General features: G+C 69.9%; 17 protein-coding genes. 9 read left to right on the top strand and 8 right to left on the bottom strand.

Annotated elements, in window-relative coordinates; all coding sequences use genetic code 11:
- Positions 1–4: 4 nt before the first annotated feature.
- Together hutG and QCD75_RS02125 are read right to left on the bottom strand one after the other, a co-directional pair.
- Entirely contained in the window at positions 5–1024 is a 1020-nt protein-coding gene (gene hutG, locus QCD75_RS02130; RefSeq protein WP_301225260.1) for a formimidoylglutamase, read from the bottom strand.
- Between the two features lie 198 nt (positions 1025–1222).
- Complete coding sequence (locus QCD75_RS02125; protein ID WP_301225258.1) at positions 1223–2665, bottom strand: NCS2 family permease; 1443 nt, start codon at positions 2663–2665, stop codon at positions 1223–1225.
- A gap of 107 nt (positions 2666–2772) precedes the next feature.
- On the opposite strand from QCD75_RS02125, the gene QCD75_RS02120 reads away from it, so the two are divergent.
- Positions 2773–3366, top strand: a complete 594-nt coding sequence (locus QCD75_RS02120) for a copper resistance CopC family protein (protein WP_301225256.1) — start codon at positions 2773–2775, stop codon at positions 3364–3366.
- Between the two features lie 137 nt (positions 3367–3503).
- Here the strand turns inward: QCD75_RS02120 and QCD75_RS02115 are convergent, their stop codons facing one another.
- Positions 3504–4130 carry an FAD-binding protein gene (locus tag QCD75_RS02115; RefSeq protein WP_301225254.1) on the bottom strand — a complete coding sequence of 209 codons (627 nt, stop codon included), beginning with the start codon at positions 4128–4130 and terminating at the stop codon, positions 3504–3506.
- Between the two features lie 476 nt (positions 4131–4606).
- Between QCD75_RS02115 and QCD75_RS02110 the strand changes: the two genes are divergently transcribed.
- The 6 genes from QCD75_RS02110 (at position 4607) to QCD75_RS02085 (ending at position 12526) form a co-directional block, all read left to right on the top strand.
- Positions 4607–5644 (top strand): universal stress protein, encoded by a 1038-nt coding sequence (locus tag QCD75_RS02110; RefSeq protein ID WP_301225252.1) that lies wholly within the window; start codon positions 4607–4609, stop codon positions 5642–5644.
- Positions 5645–5806: 162 nt separating this feature from the next.
- A complete protein-coding gene (locus QCD75_RS02105) occupies positions 5807–8497 on the top strand; it encodes a PEP/pyruvate-binding domain-containing protein (protein WP_301225424.1) in 2691 nt (896 codons plus the stop codon).
- A gap of 43 nt (positions 8498–8540) precedes the next feature.
- On the top strand, positions 8541–9275 hold the full coding sequence (locus QCD75_RS02100) for a hypothetical protein (RefSeq protein WP_301225250.1): 735 nt from the start codon (positions 8541–8543) through the stop codon (positions 9273–9275).
- Positions 9276–9404: 129 nt separating this feature from the next.
- Positions 9405–10565 carry a LolA family protein gene (locus QCD75_RS02095; protein WP_301225248.1) on the top strand — a complete coding sequence of 387 codons (1161 nt, stop codon included), beginning with the start codon at positions 9405–9407 and terminating at the stop codon, positions 10563–10565.
- Between the two features lie 19 nt (positions 10566–10584).
- On the top strand, positions 10585–11610 hold the full coding sequence (locus QCD75_RS02090) for an ABC transporter ATP-binding protein (protein WP_301225246.1): 1026 nt from the start codon (positions 10585–10587) through the stop codon (positions 11608–11610).
- Positions 11611–11776: 166 nt separating this feature from the next.
- Positions 11777–12526 (top strand): ABC transporter permease, encoded by a 750-nt coding sequence (locus QCD75_RS02085; protein WP_301225244.1) that lies wholly within the window; start codon positions 11777–11779, stop codon positions 12524–12526.
- 6 nt (positions 12527–12532) lie between these two features.
- On the opposite strand, the gene QCD75_RS02080 is transcribed toward QCD75_RS02085, so the two are convergent.
- From QCD75_RS02080 to QCD75_RS02060, 5 genes are all read right to left on the bottom strand, one after another.
- Complete coding sequence (locus QCD75_RS02080) at positions 12533–13951, bottom strand: C40 family peptidase (RefSeq protein ID WP_301225242.1); 1419 nt, start codon at positions 13949–13951, stop codon at positions 12533–12535.
- Positions 13952–14158: 207 nt separating this feature from the next.
- Positions 14159–15091 (bottom strand): cation diffusion facilitator family transporter, encoded by a 933-nt coding sequence (locus QCD75_RS02075; protein WP_301225240.1) that lies wholly within the window; start codon positions 15089–15091, stop codon positions 14159–14161.
- Between the two features lie 10 nt (positions 15092–15101).
- On the bottom strand, positions 15102–15599 hold the full coding sequence (locus QCD75_RS02070) for a metallopeptidase family protein (RefSeq protein ID WP_301225238.1): 498 nt from the start codon (positions 15597–15599) through the stop codon (positions 15102–15104).
- A gap of 21 nt (positions 15600–15620) precedes the next feature.
- On the bottom strand, positions 15621–16622 hold the full coding sequence (locus QCD75_RS02065) for a DMT family transporter (protein ID WP_301225236.1): 1002 nt from the start codon (positions 16620–16622) through the stop codon (positions 15621–15623).
- A gap of 97 nt (positions 16623–16719) precedes the next feature.
- Positions 16720–17601 (bottom strand): ArgP/LysG family DNA-binding transcriptional regulator, encoded by an 882-nt coding sequence (locus QCD75_RS02060; protein WP_301225234.1) that lies wholly within the window; start codon positions 17599–17601, stop codon positions 16720–16722.
- Positions 17602–17670: 69 nt separating this feature from the next.
- Here QCD75_RS02060 and QCD75_RS02055 point away from each other — a divergent pair, with 69 nt between their 5' ends.
- Both QCD75_RS02055 and QCD75_RS02050 read left to right on the top strand, forming a co-directional pair.
- Positions 17671–18273: a LysE/ArgO family amino acid transporter gene (locus QCD75_RS02055; protein ID WP_301225232.1), complete on the top strand. Its 603-nt coding sequence runs from the start codon at positions 17671–17673 to the stop codon at positions 18271–18273.
- Positions 18274–18333: 60 nt separating this feature from the next.
- Positions 18334–18972 carry an FMN-binding negative transcriptional regulator gene (locus QCD75_RS02050; protein WP_301225229.1) on the top strand — a complete coding sequence of 213 codons (639 nt, stop codon included), beginning with the start codon at positions 18334–18336 and terminating at the stop codon, positions 18970–18972.
- Positions 18973–19018 lie beyond the last annotated feature (46 nt).

Raw genomic sequence — 19018 nt, 5'->3', positions numbered from 1 at the left:
CGGGCTACCCCAGCAGCGTATTAATCAGCCGCGCCGCCACCTTCGCGGTCCGGTGGTCGAGGTCGAACACCGGGTTCAGCTCCGCGACATCGAGGTGCAGGAGTTTCCCGCTCGCGGCCACCTGGCGGCAGACCGCGCTGATCACCGCCATCGGCACGCCGTACGCGGCCGGTGCGCTCACCCCCGGAGCCACCGAGGCCGGCAGCACGTCCAGGTCGATGGTCAGGTACAGGGCGTCCACCTGCGCCAGGAACGCTGCCACGAAAGTGCGCGCCGCCTCCGCCGAGCAGTCCTCGTCGAGGAGGTAGTCGACGCCGAGGTCCTCGGCCGTGCGGAAAAGCGCCCTGGTGTTGTTCGGTTCGGAGATCCCGACGACGGCGTAGTTCAGTTCGCGGCCCGCGGCGGCTTCCGCGCGGGCCATCTGCAGGAACGGGGTGCCGGAACTGGGCACGGCCTCGTCGCGGAGGTCGAAGTGGGCGTCCAGGTTCAGCACGCCCACACGCAGGCCATCGCGGACCGCCGCCGAGCCGGCCACACCCAGGTAGCTTGCGAATGCGGTCTCGTGCCCGCCGCCCAGCACCACAGGGAGCTGCCCGGCGTCGAGCAGGCTGGTGATGGCGAGCCCGGCACGCGCCTGACCGGCCTCCAGCGCATCGCCGGCCACGGTGACGTCGCCGGCGTCGTGGACTTCCCGGTCGAGGTGGAAAGCGAGCGGGCCAAGGGCGCCGCGGATCGCGGCGGGCGCCGCGGCGGCGCCGGTGCGGCCCTTGTTGCGGCGCACCCCGGCATCGCTGCCGAAGCCGAGGATGACCGCGGGGCGTGCGGAAGCTGGCCCCGCGGTCATCCTCGCCACAGACGCGGGCCCCGCCGCAGACGCAGGCCGGGCCGCAGACGCAGGCCGGGCGCGGCGCGGGGCGTACGGCGTGACGGCCTGCCACCAGCGGAGGTGCTCGGCGCCGTCGCCGTCGAACCGCCCGGTCCAGGGCTGCGGCGGGACATCAACGGCGGGTGCGGGAGAAACCATGCCACTAGCTCACCGCAGCCCGGGCCGGAAAACCAGACGCGCCGCCCTCGAACTGTCCGAAATCCCGGAATCCGCCCCGAAACACCCCCAAACGCCGCCGAGGTGAGACTTCGCGCCGATGTTTTGGACAAACATGGGCGCCAAGTCTCACCTCGGCGGAAGGGGGCGGAAAGGGGCGGGAAGGGCAGGGTGTGGTGGCTAGTGGATGCCCAGCGCTGCCTCGATCGGGCCGATCGCAAAGAACAGCAGGAACGCCGCGGCCACAGCCCACATCAGCGGGTGCACCTCACGGGCGCGGCCCTGGAACGTGCGGATCAGGACGAACATGATGAAGCCGGCACCCAGGCCGTTGGCGATCGAGTAGGTGAACGGCATCAGGGTGAAGGTCAGGAAGGCCGGGATCGCGATGCCCAGGTCCTTCCAGTCGATCTTGCCAACCTGGGAGACCATCATGAAGCCGACGACGACGAGCGCGGGGGCCACCGCCTCGAACGGCACAAGGTTGATCAGCGGGGTGAAGAACATGGCCACCAGGAACAGCAGGCCGGTGACGATTGAGGCCAGCCCGGTCCGGGCGCCTTCGCCGATGCCGGCGCCAGATTCGACGTAGATCTGGTTCGAGGAGACCGAGGCGCCGCCGCCGATGATTGCGCCGAGCGCGTCCACCTGCAGCACGCGGTCCACGTTGGGGATGTTGCCGTCCTTGTCGATCGTCCCGGCCTCGGTGGCCAGGCCCACCATGGTGCCCATGGCATCGAAGAAGATGCTCAGCAGGATCACGAACGCCAGCAGGGTCGCGGCGACAAATCCGAGGTGCTCAAACGCGCCAAACGGGTTGGCCTTGCCGATCAGTGACAGGTCCGGGGCCGCCCATTCGGAGAACTTCGGGGCCACGAGGGACCAGCCCGCCGGGTTGTGGGTCTTGCCGTCGAAGCTGGGGCCGATGTGCAGGGTGAATTCCAGGATCACGGACAGGATGGTCGAGGCAACGATGCCGATCAGTATCGCGCCCTTGACCTTGCGGACCACGAGGGCGATAGTCAGGATCAAGCCGAAGACGAACACCAGGGTGGGCCAGCCCAGAAGCTTGCCATCGAAGCCCAGACCGACCGGAACAGTGGTGCCGGCGACATCCGGGATGCGGCGCACGAAGCCCGCGTTGACCAGCCCGATCAGGGCGATGAACAGGCCAATGCCGACCACGATCGCGGTTTTCAGCCCCTCCGGGACCGCCTTGAACACGGCGGTCCGGAAACCGGTGAGCACCAGGATCAGCATGGTGACACCCGAGAGCACGACCAGGCCCATCATGTCGGGCCAGGTCAGGCCGGGGTTGGTGGCCACCGTCACGGCGACGAAGGCGTTGACGCCGAGGCCCGTGGCCAGCGCGAAGGGATGCTTGGCCCAGGCCCCCATCAGGATGGTCAGGATGCCGGCCACAAGGGCGGTGACGGCGGCGACGGCGGGGAAGCCGAGCGTGTCACCGGAGGAATCGGGGCCCGAGAGGATCAGCGGATTCAACACCACGATGTAGCTCATGGCGAAGAAGGTGGCGAAGCCTCCGCGGATCTCGCGGGAGAAGTTCGACCCCCGCTCGGATATCTTGAAGTACCGGTCGAGTGCAGAGCCCTGCTTAAGCATTAATCCTCCGGGGGATGTGGGTGGTTACTTGAATCCTATTAGGCGGGCACCCGGCGTCCGGCCGATTTCACCTAGTCTGTAAGGAAGCCAACACTAGGAGCAGTTCCATGCGCCTCATCCGACAGTTTCTGCGCGCCCTGCTGGGCGCCGCGATCCTCGCCGCCGCCGTGCTGGGGGCCATTGCTCCGGCCTCGGCCCACGACGTCGCCGAGTCCACCAGTCCGGCCGCGGGCGCGACGGTGGCCGCGCCGCCCGAAAAAGTCTCGGTCACGTTCAACCGGAACCCGCTGGCGCTGGGCTCACAGATCGTGGTCAGCGACGCCGCGGGCACCAACTGGGCCGAGGGCGCCGTGGAGATCGTGGACAACGTCGCCGCGCAGAAGCTCAAGTCCGGCGCCCCGGCCGGGCTCTACACGGTCACCTGGCGCGTCGCCAGCTCGGACGGGCACCCCATCGAAGGCAGCTTCACGTTCACTGCCACCGCCCCGGCCACGGACTCGACGGCGGCTGCCGCAGTTCCCACGATGGGAACCGCCCAGCCGGGCATCACGCCGGAGCCGTCAAAGCCGGCCAGCTCGGCGGAACCCTTCCCGTGGAGCATTGTGATCTTCGTCGGAACGGCGATCGGCATCCTGGTGGTCCTGGGCCTGATGGCCAAGAGCCGGCTCAAGCCGGGCGCCGGCGACCACCCCGAAGGCTGACCGGAAGCAATGCGGGGTCAGCTACGGCCCATCCGGCGCCGCTTGATGGGCCGTAGCTGACCCCGCGTTGGGGTTGGTGAGTGCGCGACGGCGGTCCGGGACGTGCGCGGCGGCGGTCTCGGAAGCAGCGGGGCCGGTTAGGCCGGTGCGGCGAGGGCGTAGCCCCCGGGGAGCGCGGCGGGAAAGCCGTCGGGGTAGACCTTGGCGGAGATCGCCTGGCCCACCACTTTGGCCTGGCGCAGCACTTCCTTCGGCGTCGGCGTGATGAGTTCGCCCACGCCCACGAGGTACATTCCGAGGGCGTGCATGCCCGTCATCAGGTTCTGGCCCGCGGCCATCCCGAGCTCGGAGAGCATCCGGCGCAGCTGGCTGTGGGCGCAGCGGGTCAGGACGAGATGGTCCGCCAGGAGCAGGCCTCCCGGTGTGCGGACGGCCCACTGCTGGGTGGGCCCGCTGACGCCGGCGTCGAGGTGGTCCAGCTGCAGGGCCCGGATGTTGTTGCGGACATCCAGCTTGTGGCTGGCGGCGTAGTTCCGCAGGTGCCGGAGGATCTCGTTGCGCTCCCGCAGGCTGCCGGCGTCGGCCGCGTCGCAGCGTTGCAGGGAGGAAGTGTTGGCCGGCTGCCCGGCACCCAGCAGATCGAGGCCGTCCACGATGATGGATCCCACGCCGCGCCGCTGCAGCTCGCTGGCGACCGCCAGCCCGGACAGACCGGTGCCGATGACGACGGCGGCGGTCCGTTCGATGCCCCCGGATATAGGCATGCTCGACACTGCAGGGTCCCTCCTCGAATGGTTCCAGGTGCCGGGACGCTGCCCCGGACGCGTTGCCCGCTCCGCCCCGCGCCCTCAACGCACCACCAGCCGGCACTGCGTTTCTGAAACACGTGTCTCGGTTCAGCAACGCCTCGAAGACTACCTAACATTCCCCGCCTTGGATAGAGCAGCTGAAACATTGGCTCGTCCGTGGATTTCCGGGCTTTCCCGGCGGTGCGGAGGACCTCATCCGCCGTCATCCGGGGTCACCGGACGACGTGTAAACACTGGGTAAATCCTGGGCGACGTCCGCCTTTCGAATGGTGTTGCTGCCGCTTGATTGTTCCCGGCAAACCGAGAATAGTGAGGAAAACCAGGGGTTCTTGCCCGCAGAATCCGGTGTGCGTCGCCAGTGGACGCTGCACGGGGACACGTCTGGCAGAATAGCCGCAACATCAGGCAAGAATCGCAAGGAGGCGGACCCCATGGGCCGAGAACAGGTTCATCCGGATCCGGCAGGGGATGCCCCCGGCGGGTCCGCAGCTCCCCGGGCGATCGTCGTCGGCGTTGACGGGTCCGACCACAGCAAGTGCGCCCTGGTGTGGGCGGCCCGCGAGGCCGAGCGCCGCCGTCGTCCGCTGCACATTGTGACCGCCTATTCCGTGCCGATCTTTGCTGCCTCGGGGCTCGACGGGGGCTACGCCACGGTCGACGATTCGGTGATCCGCGAAGGCGCGGAGGCCATCCTGCAGCAGGCCGTGAACAAGGTCGCGGGGTACAACATCGACGTCGACGCCTCCGTCGAAAACGGCGACGCCTCCGGCGTCCTGCTGGAAATGTCCGAAACCGCCGAGCTGCTGGTCTTCGGCACCCGCGGCCGGGGAGGCTTCGTCGGCCGGCTGCTCGGCTCCGTCAGCAGTGCCCTGCCCGCGCACTCCAAATGTCCCACGGTCACCGTGCCCCTGATCTGCGCGGACCGGCTGGGCGAAACCACCGACGACCGGCATGTTCTCGCGGAGCGGGCGAAATCCGGGCACGTCCCGGTCGAAAACGTTGTGGTGGTGGGGGTCGACGGCTCTGAACAGGCCCGCGTGGCGGTATTGGAGGCGGCGGCCCAGGCCGAACGGCTCTCGGCGCGGCTGCGGGTGGTGTGCGCCGTCCCGCAGTACAACGGCTCGCTGGCCTGGGTCCCGGCACCGATGGACCGCGAAGCGCTCTTCGCCGACATCAGGGTCCAGCTCGACGCCGGCACCGCCTGGATCCGGAGCCACTTTCCGCACCTCACGGTGGAGAACCAGCTGGTGGATGGATCTCCCGTGGACATCCTCGTCGAGGCCAGCCGGCACGTGGAACTGGTGGTCGTCGGCACCCGCGGCCGCGGCGGCTTCGCCGGGATGCTGCTGGGTTCCACCTCGGACGGCATCCTGCACCACGCCAAGGGCCCGGTTATGGTGGTTCCGGACCGGGACGATCCCCGGCTGGCGGACCGGGTGAACTTCGGGCCCATCCTCGGGGATTCGTAGCCCGGGGCAGTCCAGCACCAGGTCGAGCGACCCGATCGAGCGCGAAGGGAGGACCGCCAGGTGGAGCAGCTCCCCGGCCCCGCTGCGCCGCAGCCGGAACCGCACCAGGAAACTCAGCAGGCCCCGCAGCAGGAACAGCGGCACAAACCGCGGCACGCTCTGGTGCTCGCCCTGGAGCTGGTCGGCGCGGAGCTGCTTCCCGACGTCGGCGGCAAGGCGGCCAACCTCGGTGAACTGCTCCGGGCCGGGCTGCCGGTTCCGGCCGGTTTCTGCCTGACCACGCACGCCTACCGGCGTGCCACCTCGCCCGCCGGACTCGACGCCGTCCACGCCGGCCTGGCCTCCACCGCCCCGGATGACCTTCCGGGGCTCGCCCGCCGGGCCGCCGACGCCCGCCGCCGCGTCCTGGCAGCGGCGGTTCCCGCTGACATCGCCGAGGCCGTCCGGAACGCCTACTCGGCACTGGGACCGGATGTGCCCGTTGCGGTGCGCTCGTCCGCGACCGCCGAGGACCTGCCGTTCGCCAGTTTCGCCGGCCAGCAGGACACTTTCCTGAACGTCGTGGGTTTTGACGCGGTCCTAGCCGCCGTCAGGCAGTGCTGGGCGTCGCTCTGGACGGACCGCGCCGTGAGCTACCGCGCCAGCCACGGGATCAGCCCGTCGACGGTGGCTCTTGCCGTGGTGGTCCAGCGGATGGTGGACGCAGCCGTGGCCGGGGTCCTGTTCACCGCTAATCCGGTGACCGGCAGGCGGCACGAGGCGGTCATCGACGCCAGCCCCGGGCTCGGCGAATCGGTGGTTTCCGGTGCAGTCAACCCGGACCACTTCGTCGTCGACAGCGGCACGCAAACGGTCCTCGAGCGCAGGATCGGGAACAAGAGCTTGGCGATCCGGCCGATGCCCGGCGGGGGAACCGAACGGATCAAGTTGTCCGGGGCCGGGTCGCAGCCCTGCCTGGACGACGCCCAGCTTGCCGCACTGGAGCTCCTTGGCCGCCGCGCCGAGGTGCACTTCGGCGCTCCGCAGGACCTCGAATGGGCCGTCGACGGCGGCGGGGAAGTGTGGCTGACGCAGTCGCGGCCCATCACCACCCTGTACCCGTTGCCGGAGCGGCAGCGGATCCGGGACGGGACACGCGTCTACCTGTGCTTCAGCCTGGCCCAGGGCCTGACCCGCCCGCTGACCCCGATGGGACTGGCAGCGTTCCGGCTGATTGCCTCGTCCGTGGCGCGCGCGGCGCATTTCGACGTTCCTGACCCTCGCGAGGGGCCGGCACCCTATGTCCAGGCGGGTCAGCGGCTGTTTTTCGACCTCACCCCGGTGCTGCGCAGCGCCGTTGGACGGGCGATCGTGCCCCGGGTGTTCGACGTCATGGAGGCCCGCTCGGCGGCAGTGTTGCGCCGGCTGTTCGCGGACCCCCGGTTCGCCGTCACCAGCAGGTCCCCGTGGCGGCTGCTGCGGCATGTCGCGCCCGTGGCAGCCCGGGCCAGGGTCCCGGAGTCGCTGCTGCGCGCCCTGTTCCGTCCCGAGGCCGCGCTGCGCCGGGCGGAACGGTTCGGCGAACGGTTCCGGGCCGCCCTCGTGGTGCCGGTAGGGTCCACGCCGGTGCAGAGGCTGGACCACGTGGAGCGCATCCTGGGACAGGAACTTTTCCCCGTGGTGCCGAGCATCCTGCCGCTGCCCGCCCTGGGCTTTGCCCTGCTGGCAGCCGCCGGCAGGCTGCTGGGACCCGACGGCGGCGCGGGGGCACTGCAGCCGGTCCTGCGGGGGCTGCCCAACAACGTGACCACCGAAATGGACCTGGCACTCTGGCAGCTCGCCTCCGACATCCGGGCCGACGCCGGATCCGCCGCGGCGTTCGACGGCGCTGTGTTCGATGAAACAGGGGTCCCGGAGCTGGTCCGCCGCTACCGGGCCCGCGAGCTTCCCGCCGCCGTGCAGTCCGGGCTGGCCGGGTTCCTCAGCCGCTACGGGCACCGGGCTGTGGCGGAGATCGATGTGGGCATGCCCCGCTGGTCCGACGACCCCGCCCACATCCTCGGAGTCCTGGCCAACTACCTGCGGCTGGAGGACACCGGGCAGGCCCCGGACCGGCAGTTCAGCAGGGCGGCACGCGACGCCGAGGCCCAGATGGAGCGGCTTGCCGCAGCCGCGGAGAAGCGGAGCAGGCTGCGGGCTGCGCTGGTGCGGGCGGCACTGAAGCGCACCCGGATGTTCGCCGGGCTGCGGGAGCTGCCGAAGTACCACATCGTCGAGGCCCTGGCCGCGGTGCGCGGGCAGCTCCAGGCCGTTGGAACGGAACTGGCCGGCTCCGGCTGCATCACCGAAGCGGACGACGTCTTCTTCCTCGACCTGGGCGAGGCCCGCGACGGCCTCGCCGGGAAGCCGCTGCACGACGTTGTGGCGCAGCGCCGGGACGCTTATGCCCAGGAACTGGGCCGCCGCCGCATCCCGCGGGTGCTGCTCTCGGACGGGACGGAACCCGAAGCGCTGCAGGCCGGGACCGATCCCGCAGCCGCGGGGGTGCTGACTGGCACCCCGGCGTCGGCCGGCACGGTGACCGCCGCGGCCCGCGTCATCCTGGAGCCGCAGGGTGCGCAGCTGGAGCCCGGCGAGATCCTCGTGGCACCGTCGACCGATCCGGGCTGGACGCCGTTATTCCTTACTGCCGGCGGCCTGGTGATGGAAATGGGCGGACCCAACTCGCATGGCGCCGTCGTGGCCCGTGAGTACGGGATCCCGGCAGTGGTCGGGGTTCCGGACGCCACCTCGCTGATCGTCACCGGGCACAGCATCACGGTCGACGGCGCCGCCGGCACCGTGGTGCCGGGCGCCCCGCCGGCGGGGCCTTAGCGACAGGGTGGACATGAGCGATGCGCAGGGCCCCCCTCCGCCGGTGCGAGACGAAACCGTGCCGGAACACCGGCAGGAAAACCAGCCGGAAAACCAGCCGGCGGCGACCCCGCCGGCGCAGCCCGGCGTCGACGACCCCTGGCTCCCCGGCTGGCTCGTCCGCCGGCCCCTCACGGCCGGCTGGGCCTGGACGGGATTCTGGGCGGTCCTGATCGTCGCGGACGAATTCCTCGACTTCGCCCGCTGGTCCTGGTACGTGATGGTCGGCATGGCTGCCCTGCCCACCCTGCTGGCGACCATCGCCCTGCTGCAGGGCACGCCACGCCGGTATCTCAAGCCGCGGAAGGACTCCGTGCTGGGGCACTTCTTCGTCCGCTTCCTCGCCCTGACTGCGGCGTTTCTCGTGTGGGGGGTCTCGGTGGTCATGAGCGCCTCGATCTCCACCACCATCCAGTCCCTTGTCGGCGCCTCCGAGCGGGAGGTCACGGCCCTCGGGTTCAATCTCCTGCTGGCCGCGGTTCCCCTCGTGGTATCAGTGCTCTGGCTGGCCTTCATCGTCCGCTGCGCATGGTTCCTCCGGCGGCTCCGCGGCTGGCGGCTGGACCCCGCGCCGGGCGGCCTGCCCAGGAAGTTCCTGCGCGGCAGGCCACGTCTCAGGCGGGTCGTCGTGGGACTCGCCCACCCGGGGTTGTTGCTCGTTGCCGGACTCGGGACTTCGGTCCTCGCGCTCCTGCTCGGGGCGGTCGAGCTGACGCTGAACGTTTTTACCGAGCCTTAAAGCCGGGCCACGACCACGGCGGCCGCACACCCGGACTCCGAGACGGACCAATCCGCCGGTCAGGGGTGAAACGGGCCAATCCCGGGCGTACTGTTGAATCATGAGCTGCAAAGTTGGAGCGCGGTTGCCATGACGCGCAAATGGCTGCGTTGGATCCCCGCTGTGGCGGTGCCCGCCGTGATCGCGGCCGGTGTGCTGTCCGGATCCCTTCCCGCGAGCGCCGGAGACCCGCTGCCGGAGAAGACTCCGCAGCAGGTGCTGCTGATGGTCGCCCAGCACGGCGAAAAATCACTGTCCGGGACGCTGGAACAGAGCTCCGAGATCGGCCTGCCGGACCTTCCGACGTCCGGGTCCGGTGCGAGGTCCCCGGAGACCGCCTGGCTGGAGCTGCTCGCCGGACCCCACACCGCCCGCATTTACCTTGACGGTCCCGGAAAGGCCCGCGTCCAGGTCATGGACAAGATGGCGGAACGGGATGCGGTCACGAACGGCAACGACCTCTGGTTCTACAACTCCAAGGACAACACGGCCGCCCACGCCCAGCTGCCTGCCGATGCCGCCGACCGCCAAGAGGCCCGTCCCGGAACGCAGACCCCCGCGGAGCTGGCCGACAAGCTGCTCGCCAAACTCGACCCGGGCACCGCGGTAACCGTGGGACCGGATACCAGGGTGGCCGGACGGGCAGCCTACAACCTCGTGCTCACCCCGAAGTCGGACGTCACCCTCCTGGCGTCCGTCGCCATCGCGGTCGACGGCGAAAGCGGACTGCCGCTCGGCGTCGAAGTCAAGGCCCGGGGCCAGTCCGGGCCGGCCTTCAGCGTCGCGTTTACCAGCCTCACGCTTGAGGCCCCGGATGCCTCCCTCTTCAACTTCACTCCGCCGCCCGGTGCCACGGTGAAGGAAATCCCGCTGGCGGACCATAAGGCCGATGCCGCCGCACTGCCGCCGGACGCCCGCACAGCGAACGCTGCGAAGCGGCCCACCGTGATCGGAACAGGCTGGGAGTCCGTCCTCGAATTCCCGGCGGGGTCCATCACGCTCCCGGACCAGACCCCGCCTCAAACCGGAGCGCCGGACCAGGCGGCCGCCAACCCGCTGCAGCCTGGCACCGCCGACCCGCGCGGAACCCGGCCCGACGCCGCCGCGCTGCTGGAACAGGCCGCAGTGGCCGTCCCGGGCGGCAAGCTGGTGTCCACATCGCTGGTGAACGTGCTGATCCTCGACGACGGGCGTGTCCTCGCCGGTTCCGTGCCGTTGGAGCGGCTGCAATCCGCCGCCACGCAGCGGTGAACCATCCGGTGACCGCCGCGTGACCGCCGTCGGACCGGCGACGGAACTAAGCATCGAGACCTCCGGTCTCAGCAAGCGCTTCGGACACCAGCTGGCCGTCGACGGCGTCGACCTGGCCGTGCCGAAAGGCTCAGTCTTCGGCTTCCTGGGCCCCAACGGCTCGGGCAAGACCACCACGATCCGGCTGATGCTCGGTCTCGCCGCGGCCACGTCCGGATCCGTCCGGCTCCTCGGCCAGGACATGCCGGGGCAGCTGCGCGAGGTGCTGCCCCGCGTGGGCGCCCTGGTTGAGGGACCGGCCTTCTACCCGTTCCTCTCCGGCGCGGCCAACCTGCACCGGCTCGACGCCGCGGACCCCCACGTTCCGGCCGCCACCCGCGCTGCCCGGGTCCACTCGGCGCTGGAGCGGGTGGGGTTGACGCATGCCGCGGACAAGAAGGTCAGGGCCTATTCGCTGGGCATGAAACAGCGGCTGGGCATCGCCAACGCCCTGCTGGCGCCGCGCGAACTCCTGGTCCTGGACGAACCGACCAACGGCCTCGATCCGCAGGGCACCCGGGAGGTCCGCAGCCTGGTGCGCTCGCTCGCCGCCGATGGCGCCACGGTGTTCGTCTCCAGCCACCTGCTGGCCGAAGTGGAACAAATCTGCACGCACGCGGCCATCATGAGTGCGGGCCGGCTGGTGGCACAGGGGACCCTGGCGGAGCTGCGGCAGGCAGGGCAGGCCCGGATCCGGGTACTGACCCCGGACGCCGGAGCCGCGGCCGAGGTCCTGGCCCGGCTGGGCCTGAGCGCGGCCGCGGACGGCACGGCCACCACTGCGGTGCCCGGCAGCACAGATTCCAGCAATGCGGGTGAGGTGCTCTACGCCCCGCTTCCCGCGGCGGCGACAGCGGCGGCGGGCGCCGGGGCCGTGGCGCCGGAGGCGGTTGTGGCGGCGCTGGTGGCCGCCGGCGTCCGGGTCCGCGGGTTCGCGACGGAACAGGTCAGCCTGGAAGAGCGCTTTGTGGCGCTGACGGGGGAGGGCTTCGACGTTGTCCAGTGAAAAGTCTTCCGGTGAAAAGTCCGGTCCGCGGAATGGGTCCGTTGCCAGCAGTGCCTCCGGCTCCGGCGGCAGCCCCGCCGCGGCGCCCACCCGGCAGGGCCGGTGGGGGCGGGGCCTGCTCGCATCCGAACTCGGGGTGCTCTTCCGCCGCCGCAGGACCTGGGCCATGCTGTGTGCTTTGGCGGCCATTCCGATCCTGATCGCCGTGGCGGTCCGGCTGTCCTCCGCGGTGCCGGCGGGGCGGGGTCCGGCGTTCCTGGACCGGATTACCCAGAACGGCTTGTTCGTCGGCGTGACCGCGTTGCTCGTGTCCGTTCCGCTGTTCCTTCCACTGACCGTAGGGGTGGTCGCGGGGGATACCGTGGCCGGCGAGGCCGGACTGGGAACACTGCGCTACCTGCTGGTGGCGCCGGCAGGCCGGGTCCGGCTGCTGCTGGTGAAATACGCCGGGGCGGTGGCCTTCGCCATCACGGCGCCGCTCGTGGTGGCACTTGTCGGCGCGGCGATCGGAGCAGCGCTCTTCCCGGTTGGCCCGGTCACCCTGCTCTCCGGCGACTCGATCGGCGCGGCCGAGGCATTGTTGCGGCTGCTGCTGATAGCGGCCTACCTCGCCGTCTCACTGATGGGCCTGTCGGCGATCGGGCTCTTTATGTCCACCCTCACGGACGTGCCAGTGGGTGCGATGGCGTCCACGGTGGTGCTCTCGGTGGTCTCGCAGGTCCTCGACGCGCTGCCCCAGCTGGACTGGCTGCATCCGTGGCTTTTCAGCCACTACTGGCTGGACTTCGCGGACCTGCTCCGCCAGCCCATCGCGTGGGATTCCTTCCTCACGAACCTGCTGCTGCAGGGCGGCTACGTCGCAGTCTTCGGTGCCCTCGCCTACGGCAGGTTCATCACCAAGGACGTGCTCTCCTAACGGCGCTCAGTACCGGGCGACCGCCGGGTACAGCTGCATTCCGGACATGGCGGCAACGTCGGTCACGGTAATCCCGGCGTCGGGATTCAGCGCCTGGACCACGCGTCCGCCGCCAAGGTAAATCGCCACATGGTAGAAATCCGGTGCCGACCCCCAGACCAGCAGGTCGCCCGGCTGGGCCTGGGAGAGCGGGACATGCACGGGGGCCTGGGCAAACTGCTGGGAAGCGGTGCGGGGCAGGTGCTTGCCGGCTGCGGCGAACGCGTTCTGGACCAGTCCGGAGCAGTCGAATCCCCGCGCACCGGTCCCGCCGTACTGGTAGAAATAGGGCGCGCCGACCTTGCCGAGAGCCGCCGAGATCGCCGTCTGGTTCGAGCCGCCCGGCGACGGGGCAGGGGCAGTGGCGGGCGGCGGAACGGGCGCAGGAGCGGGTGCAGGAACGGGCGCGGGCGGGGCCGCCGGCGCGGCAGGGGCGGCTGGACCTGGAACGGGGACAACGGGCGCGGGCGGCGGTACGGGGGCAGCTGCGGCCGGTGCCTGCGGACTCTGGTTGACCGGGGCCGGGTTGCCCGGAGCGGCGTCGGGCTGAGGGTCAGCGCTCTGGCCGGAACCCTGGGCGGCAGCCGCCGTGACTGCGGCAAGCCGGTCCTGCTGGCGCTGGCGGTCCAGGGCGTCCACACGGGCCGATTCCAGAGCGACGGTGGTGTTCTTGAGGCTCGCGAGCTGGTCCACCAGCACGGTCCGCTGCGCGCTCGCCTCGGACATCGCCTTCCGCTGGGCGTCGTTGGCACGCCCGGCGTCGAGCTTGCGCGTCTCCGCCGTCCGCGCGGCCTCGTCGGCGGCACGGTTGGCGTCCTCGGCGGCAGCGGTCAGCGATTCGGCGGCGACTGCGGCGGTTTCGGCCGACTGGAAGGCCCTGGTGCGCCCGGCCGTCACCGCTTCGAGTGTGGCGGCCTGTTCCAGGGGGTTGCCGTTCCCGCTGACAAAGCTGCTGAGGGCGGGATTCAGGCCGCCGTTGCGGTAGAGATCGCCGGCGAGTTGGCCGATCTGCTTGCGCATCTTCTGCTCCTCCGCCCCGGCTGCCGAAGCCTTGGCGGCGGCAACCGCGGCGGTGTCGCGCCGGGTCTGGAGCTCGACGAGGGCTTCGCCGTAAGAATTGTTGGCCCGCAAAGAGGCTGCGAGGCTGGCTTCCTGGGCCGTGGAAGCATCCGCCAGGAGGTGGTCGATCGCGGTGACCTGCTCCGCCGTCGCGCTCTCACTGGTCTTGGCCGCGGCAATATCCTCCGGCGACGGAATTTCGGGTGAAGCGGGGACCTGAAAGACCGTGGGGAGCGGGTCTGCGTGCGCGGGCAGGGCCACTGCTCCCAGGAAGACGACGGCGGCGCACAGCGCGGCCGTCTTTCGGCCGGAACCGGTCCAAGTCATGGGCAAACCTCGCTGCAGTGTCGGGCTGGAGCGGGAGAATGTGGATTTCCGGCGCGTGGAAACGTGCGGCTGATCCCCAGCACGGTCGAGGCTACGTGCCAATTGCCACTTTGGCAACACTGGTCACACCAATAACATAAACAACAACTATGTCATTCGGTCACATTCCGGCGGGGCGTGTCGGCTCCAGTCGCCGTCAAGCCCGGCTCAGGCGTGCTGGTGCGATTCGTGCTCCGCATGGGAGAGCGGTTCCAGCTGGAAAGTGCAGTGTTCGGTGTCGAAGTGCGAGCCGAGGCAGCTGACGAGCTTGTCCAGGACCTGGTCGGCGCCGCGGGCGCCCAGGGCCGCATCCTCCACCACCACGTGGGCGGAAAACACGGGCACGCCGGAGGTGATGGTCCAGATGTGGATGTCGTGCACCGACACGACCCCCGCCACCGCGAGGATGTGCTCGCGGATCAGCTGCACTTCCACCCCCTTAGGGGTCGCCTCGAGCAGCACATCCACCACATCGCGGAGCAGGTGCCAGGCCCGCGGCAGGATCATCAGCGCAATCACGATCGAGGCGATGGTATCCGCCGTCTGGTAGCCGGTGACCATGATGACCAGTGCGGCGGCGATCACGGCGAAGGAGCCGAGCAGGTCGCCCAGGACTTCCAGGTAGGCGCCGCGGACGTTGAGGCTCTCCTTTTGGCCGCCGCGCAGGATCAGCAGGGATACGAGGTTGGCGATCGCGCCGAGGACGGCGGCGTAGAGCATCACATCGGTGTGGACCTCGGGGGCGGAACCCATCCGGCGGATGGCCTCGGTGAAAATGACCACCGAGATGACGATCAGCACCAGGGCGTTGGCCAGGGCGGCCAGCACCTCGGCGCGCTGGTAGCCGTAGGTGCGCTGGTCGCTCGCCGGCCGGGTGGCGATCCAGGCGGCCAGCAGGGCAATGAAGACTCCGGCCGCGTCGGAAAGCATGTGGCCGGCGTCGGCCAGCAGCGCCAGGGATCCGGAAACCAGTGCCCCGATGATCTGGATCAGCACCACGGCGAGGGTGATGGCCAGTACCGCGATCAGGCGCTTCCGGTGCTTGGCAGTGCCGGTGGCGGAGGCCGAGATGCCGTGTGAGTGGCTGTGGTCGTGTCCCATGCCTACAAGGCTAGCCCCAGCCGAGCTCGTGCAGGCGGTCGTCGCTGATGCCGAAGTGGTGCGCGATCTCATGGACCACGGTGATCGTCACTTCCTCGATCACGTCCTCGCGGGATTCACAGATGTCCAGGATCGGCTGTCGGTAGATGGTGATGCGGTCCGGCAGCGATCCGGCGTCCCACCACGAGTCCCGCTCGGTCAGCGGCACGCCCTCGTAGAGGCCCAGCAGAACGGTGTCCGGGTCCTCGCCGGGCTGCGGCGTGTAGTCGTCGTCGATGAAGATGGCCACGTTGCTCATGGTCTTGGCGAGGTCCGGCGGGATCCGGTCCAGAGCGTCGTTCACCGCCGCCTCGAAATCGTCTTCGGACATCGGGAACGGTGGGTGGTCGTGGCCGGCCCCGGCCCCGCCGTCGTCCGGGCTGCCCGGACTGCCCGGGCCGTTAGGGCCGTTAGGGCCGTTCGGAACGATCGGAACGATCGGCAGGCCGGGCGGGAGGGAGGCGGGCATAGCTGAAACTCTAGCGCCGAATCAGCGGGACCGGCGCCGGGTCAGCCCCACTCCTACGAGGCAGATGGCGCCGCCCGCCAGGCCCCAGACGGTGGGAATCTCCCCGAGCACCAGCCACGAGATCAGGATCGTGGTGCCGGGCACCAGATAGGTGGTGGCGGCCAGCCGGCCGGCGTCGATCAGCGACAGCGCATAGGCCCAGGTGGTGAAGGCGATCGCGGTGGGGAAAACGCCAAGGTAGACCAGCCCCAGGGTGGCCGGCAGCGGGGCCGCCTGCAGTTCGCCCACCAGCTGGCCGCTGAAGGGCAGGCAGCAGAGCGCGCCGACCATGATGCCGAACCAGGTGGCGTGCGCCGCGGGGAATTTCCGCAGCACCGGCTTCTGCACGATGACACTGACCGCGGCGAGGGCGGCCGCCAGCAGGCAGAGCAGCACGCCGGCGACGTCCGCCGTCGACCGCTGGCCGGAACCCAGTGCGATCACCGCGACCCCGCCGAACGCGACGAGGCTGCCGATGATCAGCCAGCGCGGGAAGCCCTCCTTGAGGATCACCCCGGCCATGATGGCGACCAGGATCGGGTTGACGTTGATCAGCAAGGCGGCCGTGCCGGCGTCGAGGAGGTGTTCGGCGGCGTTCAGCGCGACGTTGTAGCCGCCAAACCACATCACTCCGTAGGACAGGATGGGCCACCATTCACGGCCCCGGGGAAGATTGCCCCTGAGCTGCGGCAGCACCACCAGGCCCAGCACGACGGCGGCAATCGCCAGCCGGCCGAGCGTCAGGGCGCCGGGGGAGAAACTGGGTCCGACGGCCCGGATGCCCACAAAGGCGGAAGCCCACAGCACCACGGTGACAACCACTGCGGCGATGCCGAGCCTGCTGATCTGGCCCGGCTGCGGCGGGTGCTTTGCGGGCTGGAGCGACGGAGCTGGCGGCGGCACTTCGTGGGTGCCGTACGCGTGCATGCTGTCGTGGTGCGTGCGGTCCGGTCGGGGGGAGCCTGTCGGGGCGGTTCTGGCCATGTTGCCAATCTAGTCCGTGCGGCGTCCCGGGGACTGGCGGAAATCGGCCACGTCTAGTCGAGTTCCTGCCAAGGCCGCTGCGCCGGCCCCGGCGCACTCACCGGAGCGGGTGGGAGGCGGCCTGGATAGCCGCTGCGACCTCGTCGAGGGCTGCGGATCCGTGCCGCCATTGCTGCCAGTGGAGCGGCACATCCACGTGCGCCCCGGGGTCCAGGGAGACCAGCGTCTGGCGCCTCAGCTCCTCCGAAACCTCAATTTCGGGGAGCAGCCCCCAGCCCATCCCCCAACGGATGGCTTCGCCGAACTCGTGGGCGGCGGGGACATAGTGCCGTGGCGGCTGGAGTGCCCTGCGGCTCACGGACCGCAGATACCGGTCCTGCAGCTCGTCCTTGTGGTCGAAGACGATGACCGGCGCCACGGCGAGTGTTTCCGTCACCGCCCCGTCGGGGAACCACCGGGCGGCGAAGTCCGGAGTGCAGACCGGCAGGTAGCGCATGACACCCAGCCGCCGGGAGGAACAGCCCGGGGCGGCCTTGGCCGTGGTGGTGATGGCCGCGGCTGCGGCGCCGCTGCGGAGGAGCTCCAGCGAGTAGTCCTGGTCCTCGCGCAGAATTTCCAGCTGGACCTTTGCCGCCACAGCGGCCAGGCCGGGAAGTGCCCAGGTATGCAGGGAATCACTGTTGATGACCAGGGTCAGCCGGACGCTGGAGGGCTCCGCGCCCGGCTGGAGTTCTTCGGCCAGATCGGCCGAGAGCATGTCCAGCTGCCGGGCATAGCGCACCACCGCGTGGCCGGACGGGGTGAGTTCAACGGGGCGGGTCCGCTTCAACACGGGCCGGCCGACCGCGACCTCAAGGGCGCGGACGCGCTGGCTCACGGCCGACGCCGTGACCGAGAGGTGGCCGGCGGCGGCCTCGAAGCTGCCGAGCGCCACGATGGCAGCGAGGGTCCGCGCCTGGTCGGGGTGGATGTCGATCATTAGCTCATCTTATGTTAGCCAAGAAATATTAACTGGTTTCATGTGCCCGCTGCCCCTAGCGTGAAACCTGTGATCCTTTCCCTCGTATCAGGCCTCGCAAGCGGGCTGTCCCTCATCGTTGCCATCGGTGCCCAGAACGCCTTCGTGCTCCGCCAGGGCATCCAGCGCGCGCACGTCCTGCTGGTGGTTGCCGTCTGCGCCCTGTCCGACCTCGTGCTGATTGGGCTGGGGGTGGCCGGGGTGGGCGTCCTTATTGAGCGGGCGCCCGGGGTTCTCGAGGTGGTGCGCTGGGCCGGGGCCGCCTTCCTCCTGGCCTACGGCGGGATGGCGGCCCTGCGCGCGATCCGCGGAACGCAGGCGGCCCGGCCGGCGGCCGGGAAGACGGGATCCTGGGCGGCCGCGCTGGGCACCTGCCTCGCGCTGACGTGGCTGAACCCCCACGTCTACCTGGACACCGTCCTGCTGCTGGGATCCCTGGCCGGCACCCACGGGCCGGACGGGCGCTGGTGGTTTGCTGCCGGCGCGGGGCTGGGCAGTATCGCGTGGTTCGCCGCGCTTGGCGCCGGAGCCCGGTTCCTCGCGCCGGTGTTCGCCCGCCCGGGCAGCTGGCGCGTGCTCGACGGCGGCATTGCCTTGGTCATGGTCACCCTGGCTGCCATGCTCGTAGCCTGAGCTGATCAGCCTTCACGCACGGTTCTTGACAACTATCTTTACTTCACGAAGGAAACGCCCATGTACGTCCCCTCGCATTTCGCCGCCGACCAGGACGCCGTCACGGAGTTGCTCTCCCATCCCGGCGCGGCCAACCTGGTGACCTCCACGGAACACGGACTGCTCGCGACGCTGCTGCCGTTCATCTATGACTCCGGGGCCGGCGAGCACGGGGCACTGCTGGGGCATGTTGCCCGCAACAACGACCAGTGGCGGCTGCCGGCGTCGGGCGAGTCCCTGGTGATCATCCAGGGGTCCGATGCCTACATTTCCCCGACCTGGTACCCGTCCAAAGCCGAACACGGCCGGGTTGTGCCAACGTGGAACTACACCACGGCGCATGTCTACGGCCGGCTCGTCATCCATGACGATCCGGCCTGGCTGGAGGACCTGGTCCGGCGGCTGACCACGGTGCATGAAGCGGCATCGGAACGGCCCTGGACCGTGGACGATGCGCCCGCCCGCTACATCGCCGGCCAGCTCCGGGCGATTGTCGGCGTCGAACTTCTCATCACGCGGGTTGAAGCGAAACGAAAGCTGAGCCAGAACCGGCCGGCTGCCGACGTCGACGGCGTCATCGCCGGGTTGCAGGCCAAGGGTGATCTGGCATCGGCTGCCGACGTCGAGCGGGCGCAGCAGGAGCATACCCGTGGGAGCTGAGCGCTTCCGGCGGCAGCCGCCGCGGATTTTGGATAATCCGGGGGTC

This window comes from Arthrobacter sp. PsM3, assembly GCF_030433895.1.
In the GTDB taxonomy this organism is placed as follows: domain Bacteria; phylum Actinomycetota; class Actinomycetes; order Actinomycetales; family Micrococcaceae; genus Arthrobacter.
Note: the sequence above shows the minus strand (reverse complement) of the source record. Positions and strands in the feature narration are given on the sequence as shown.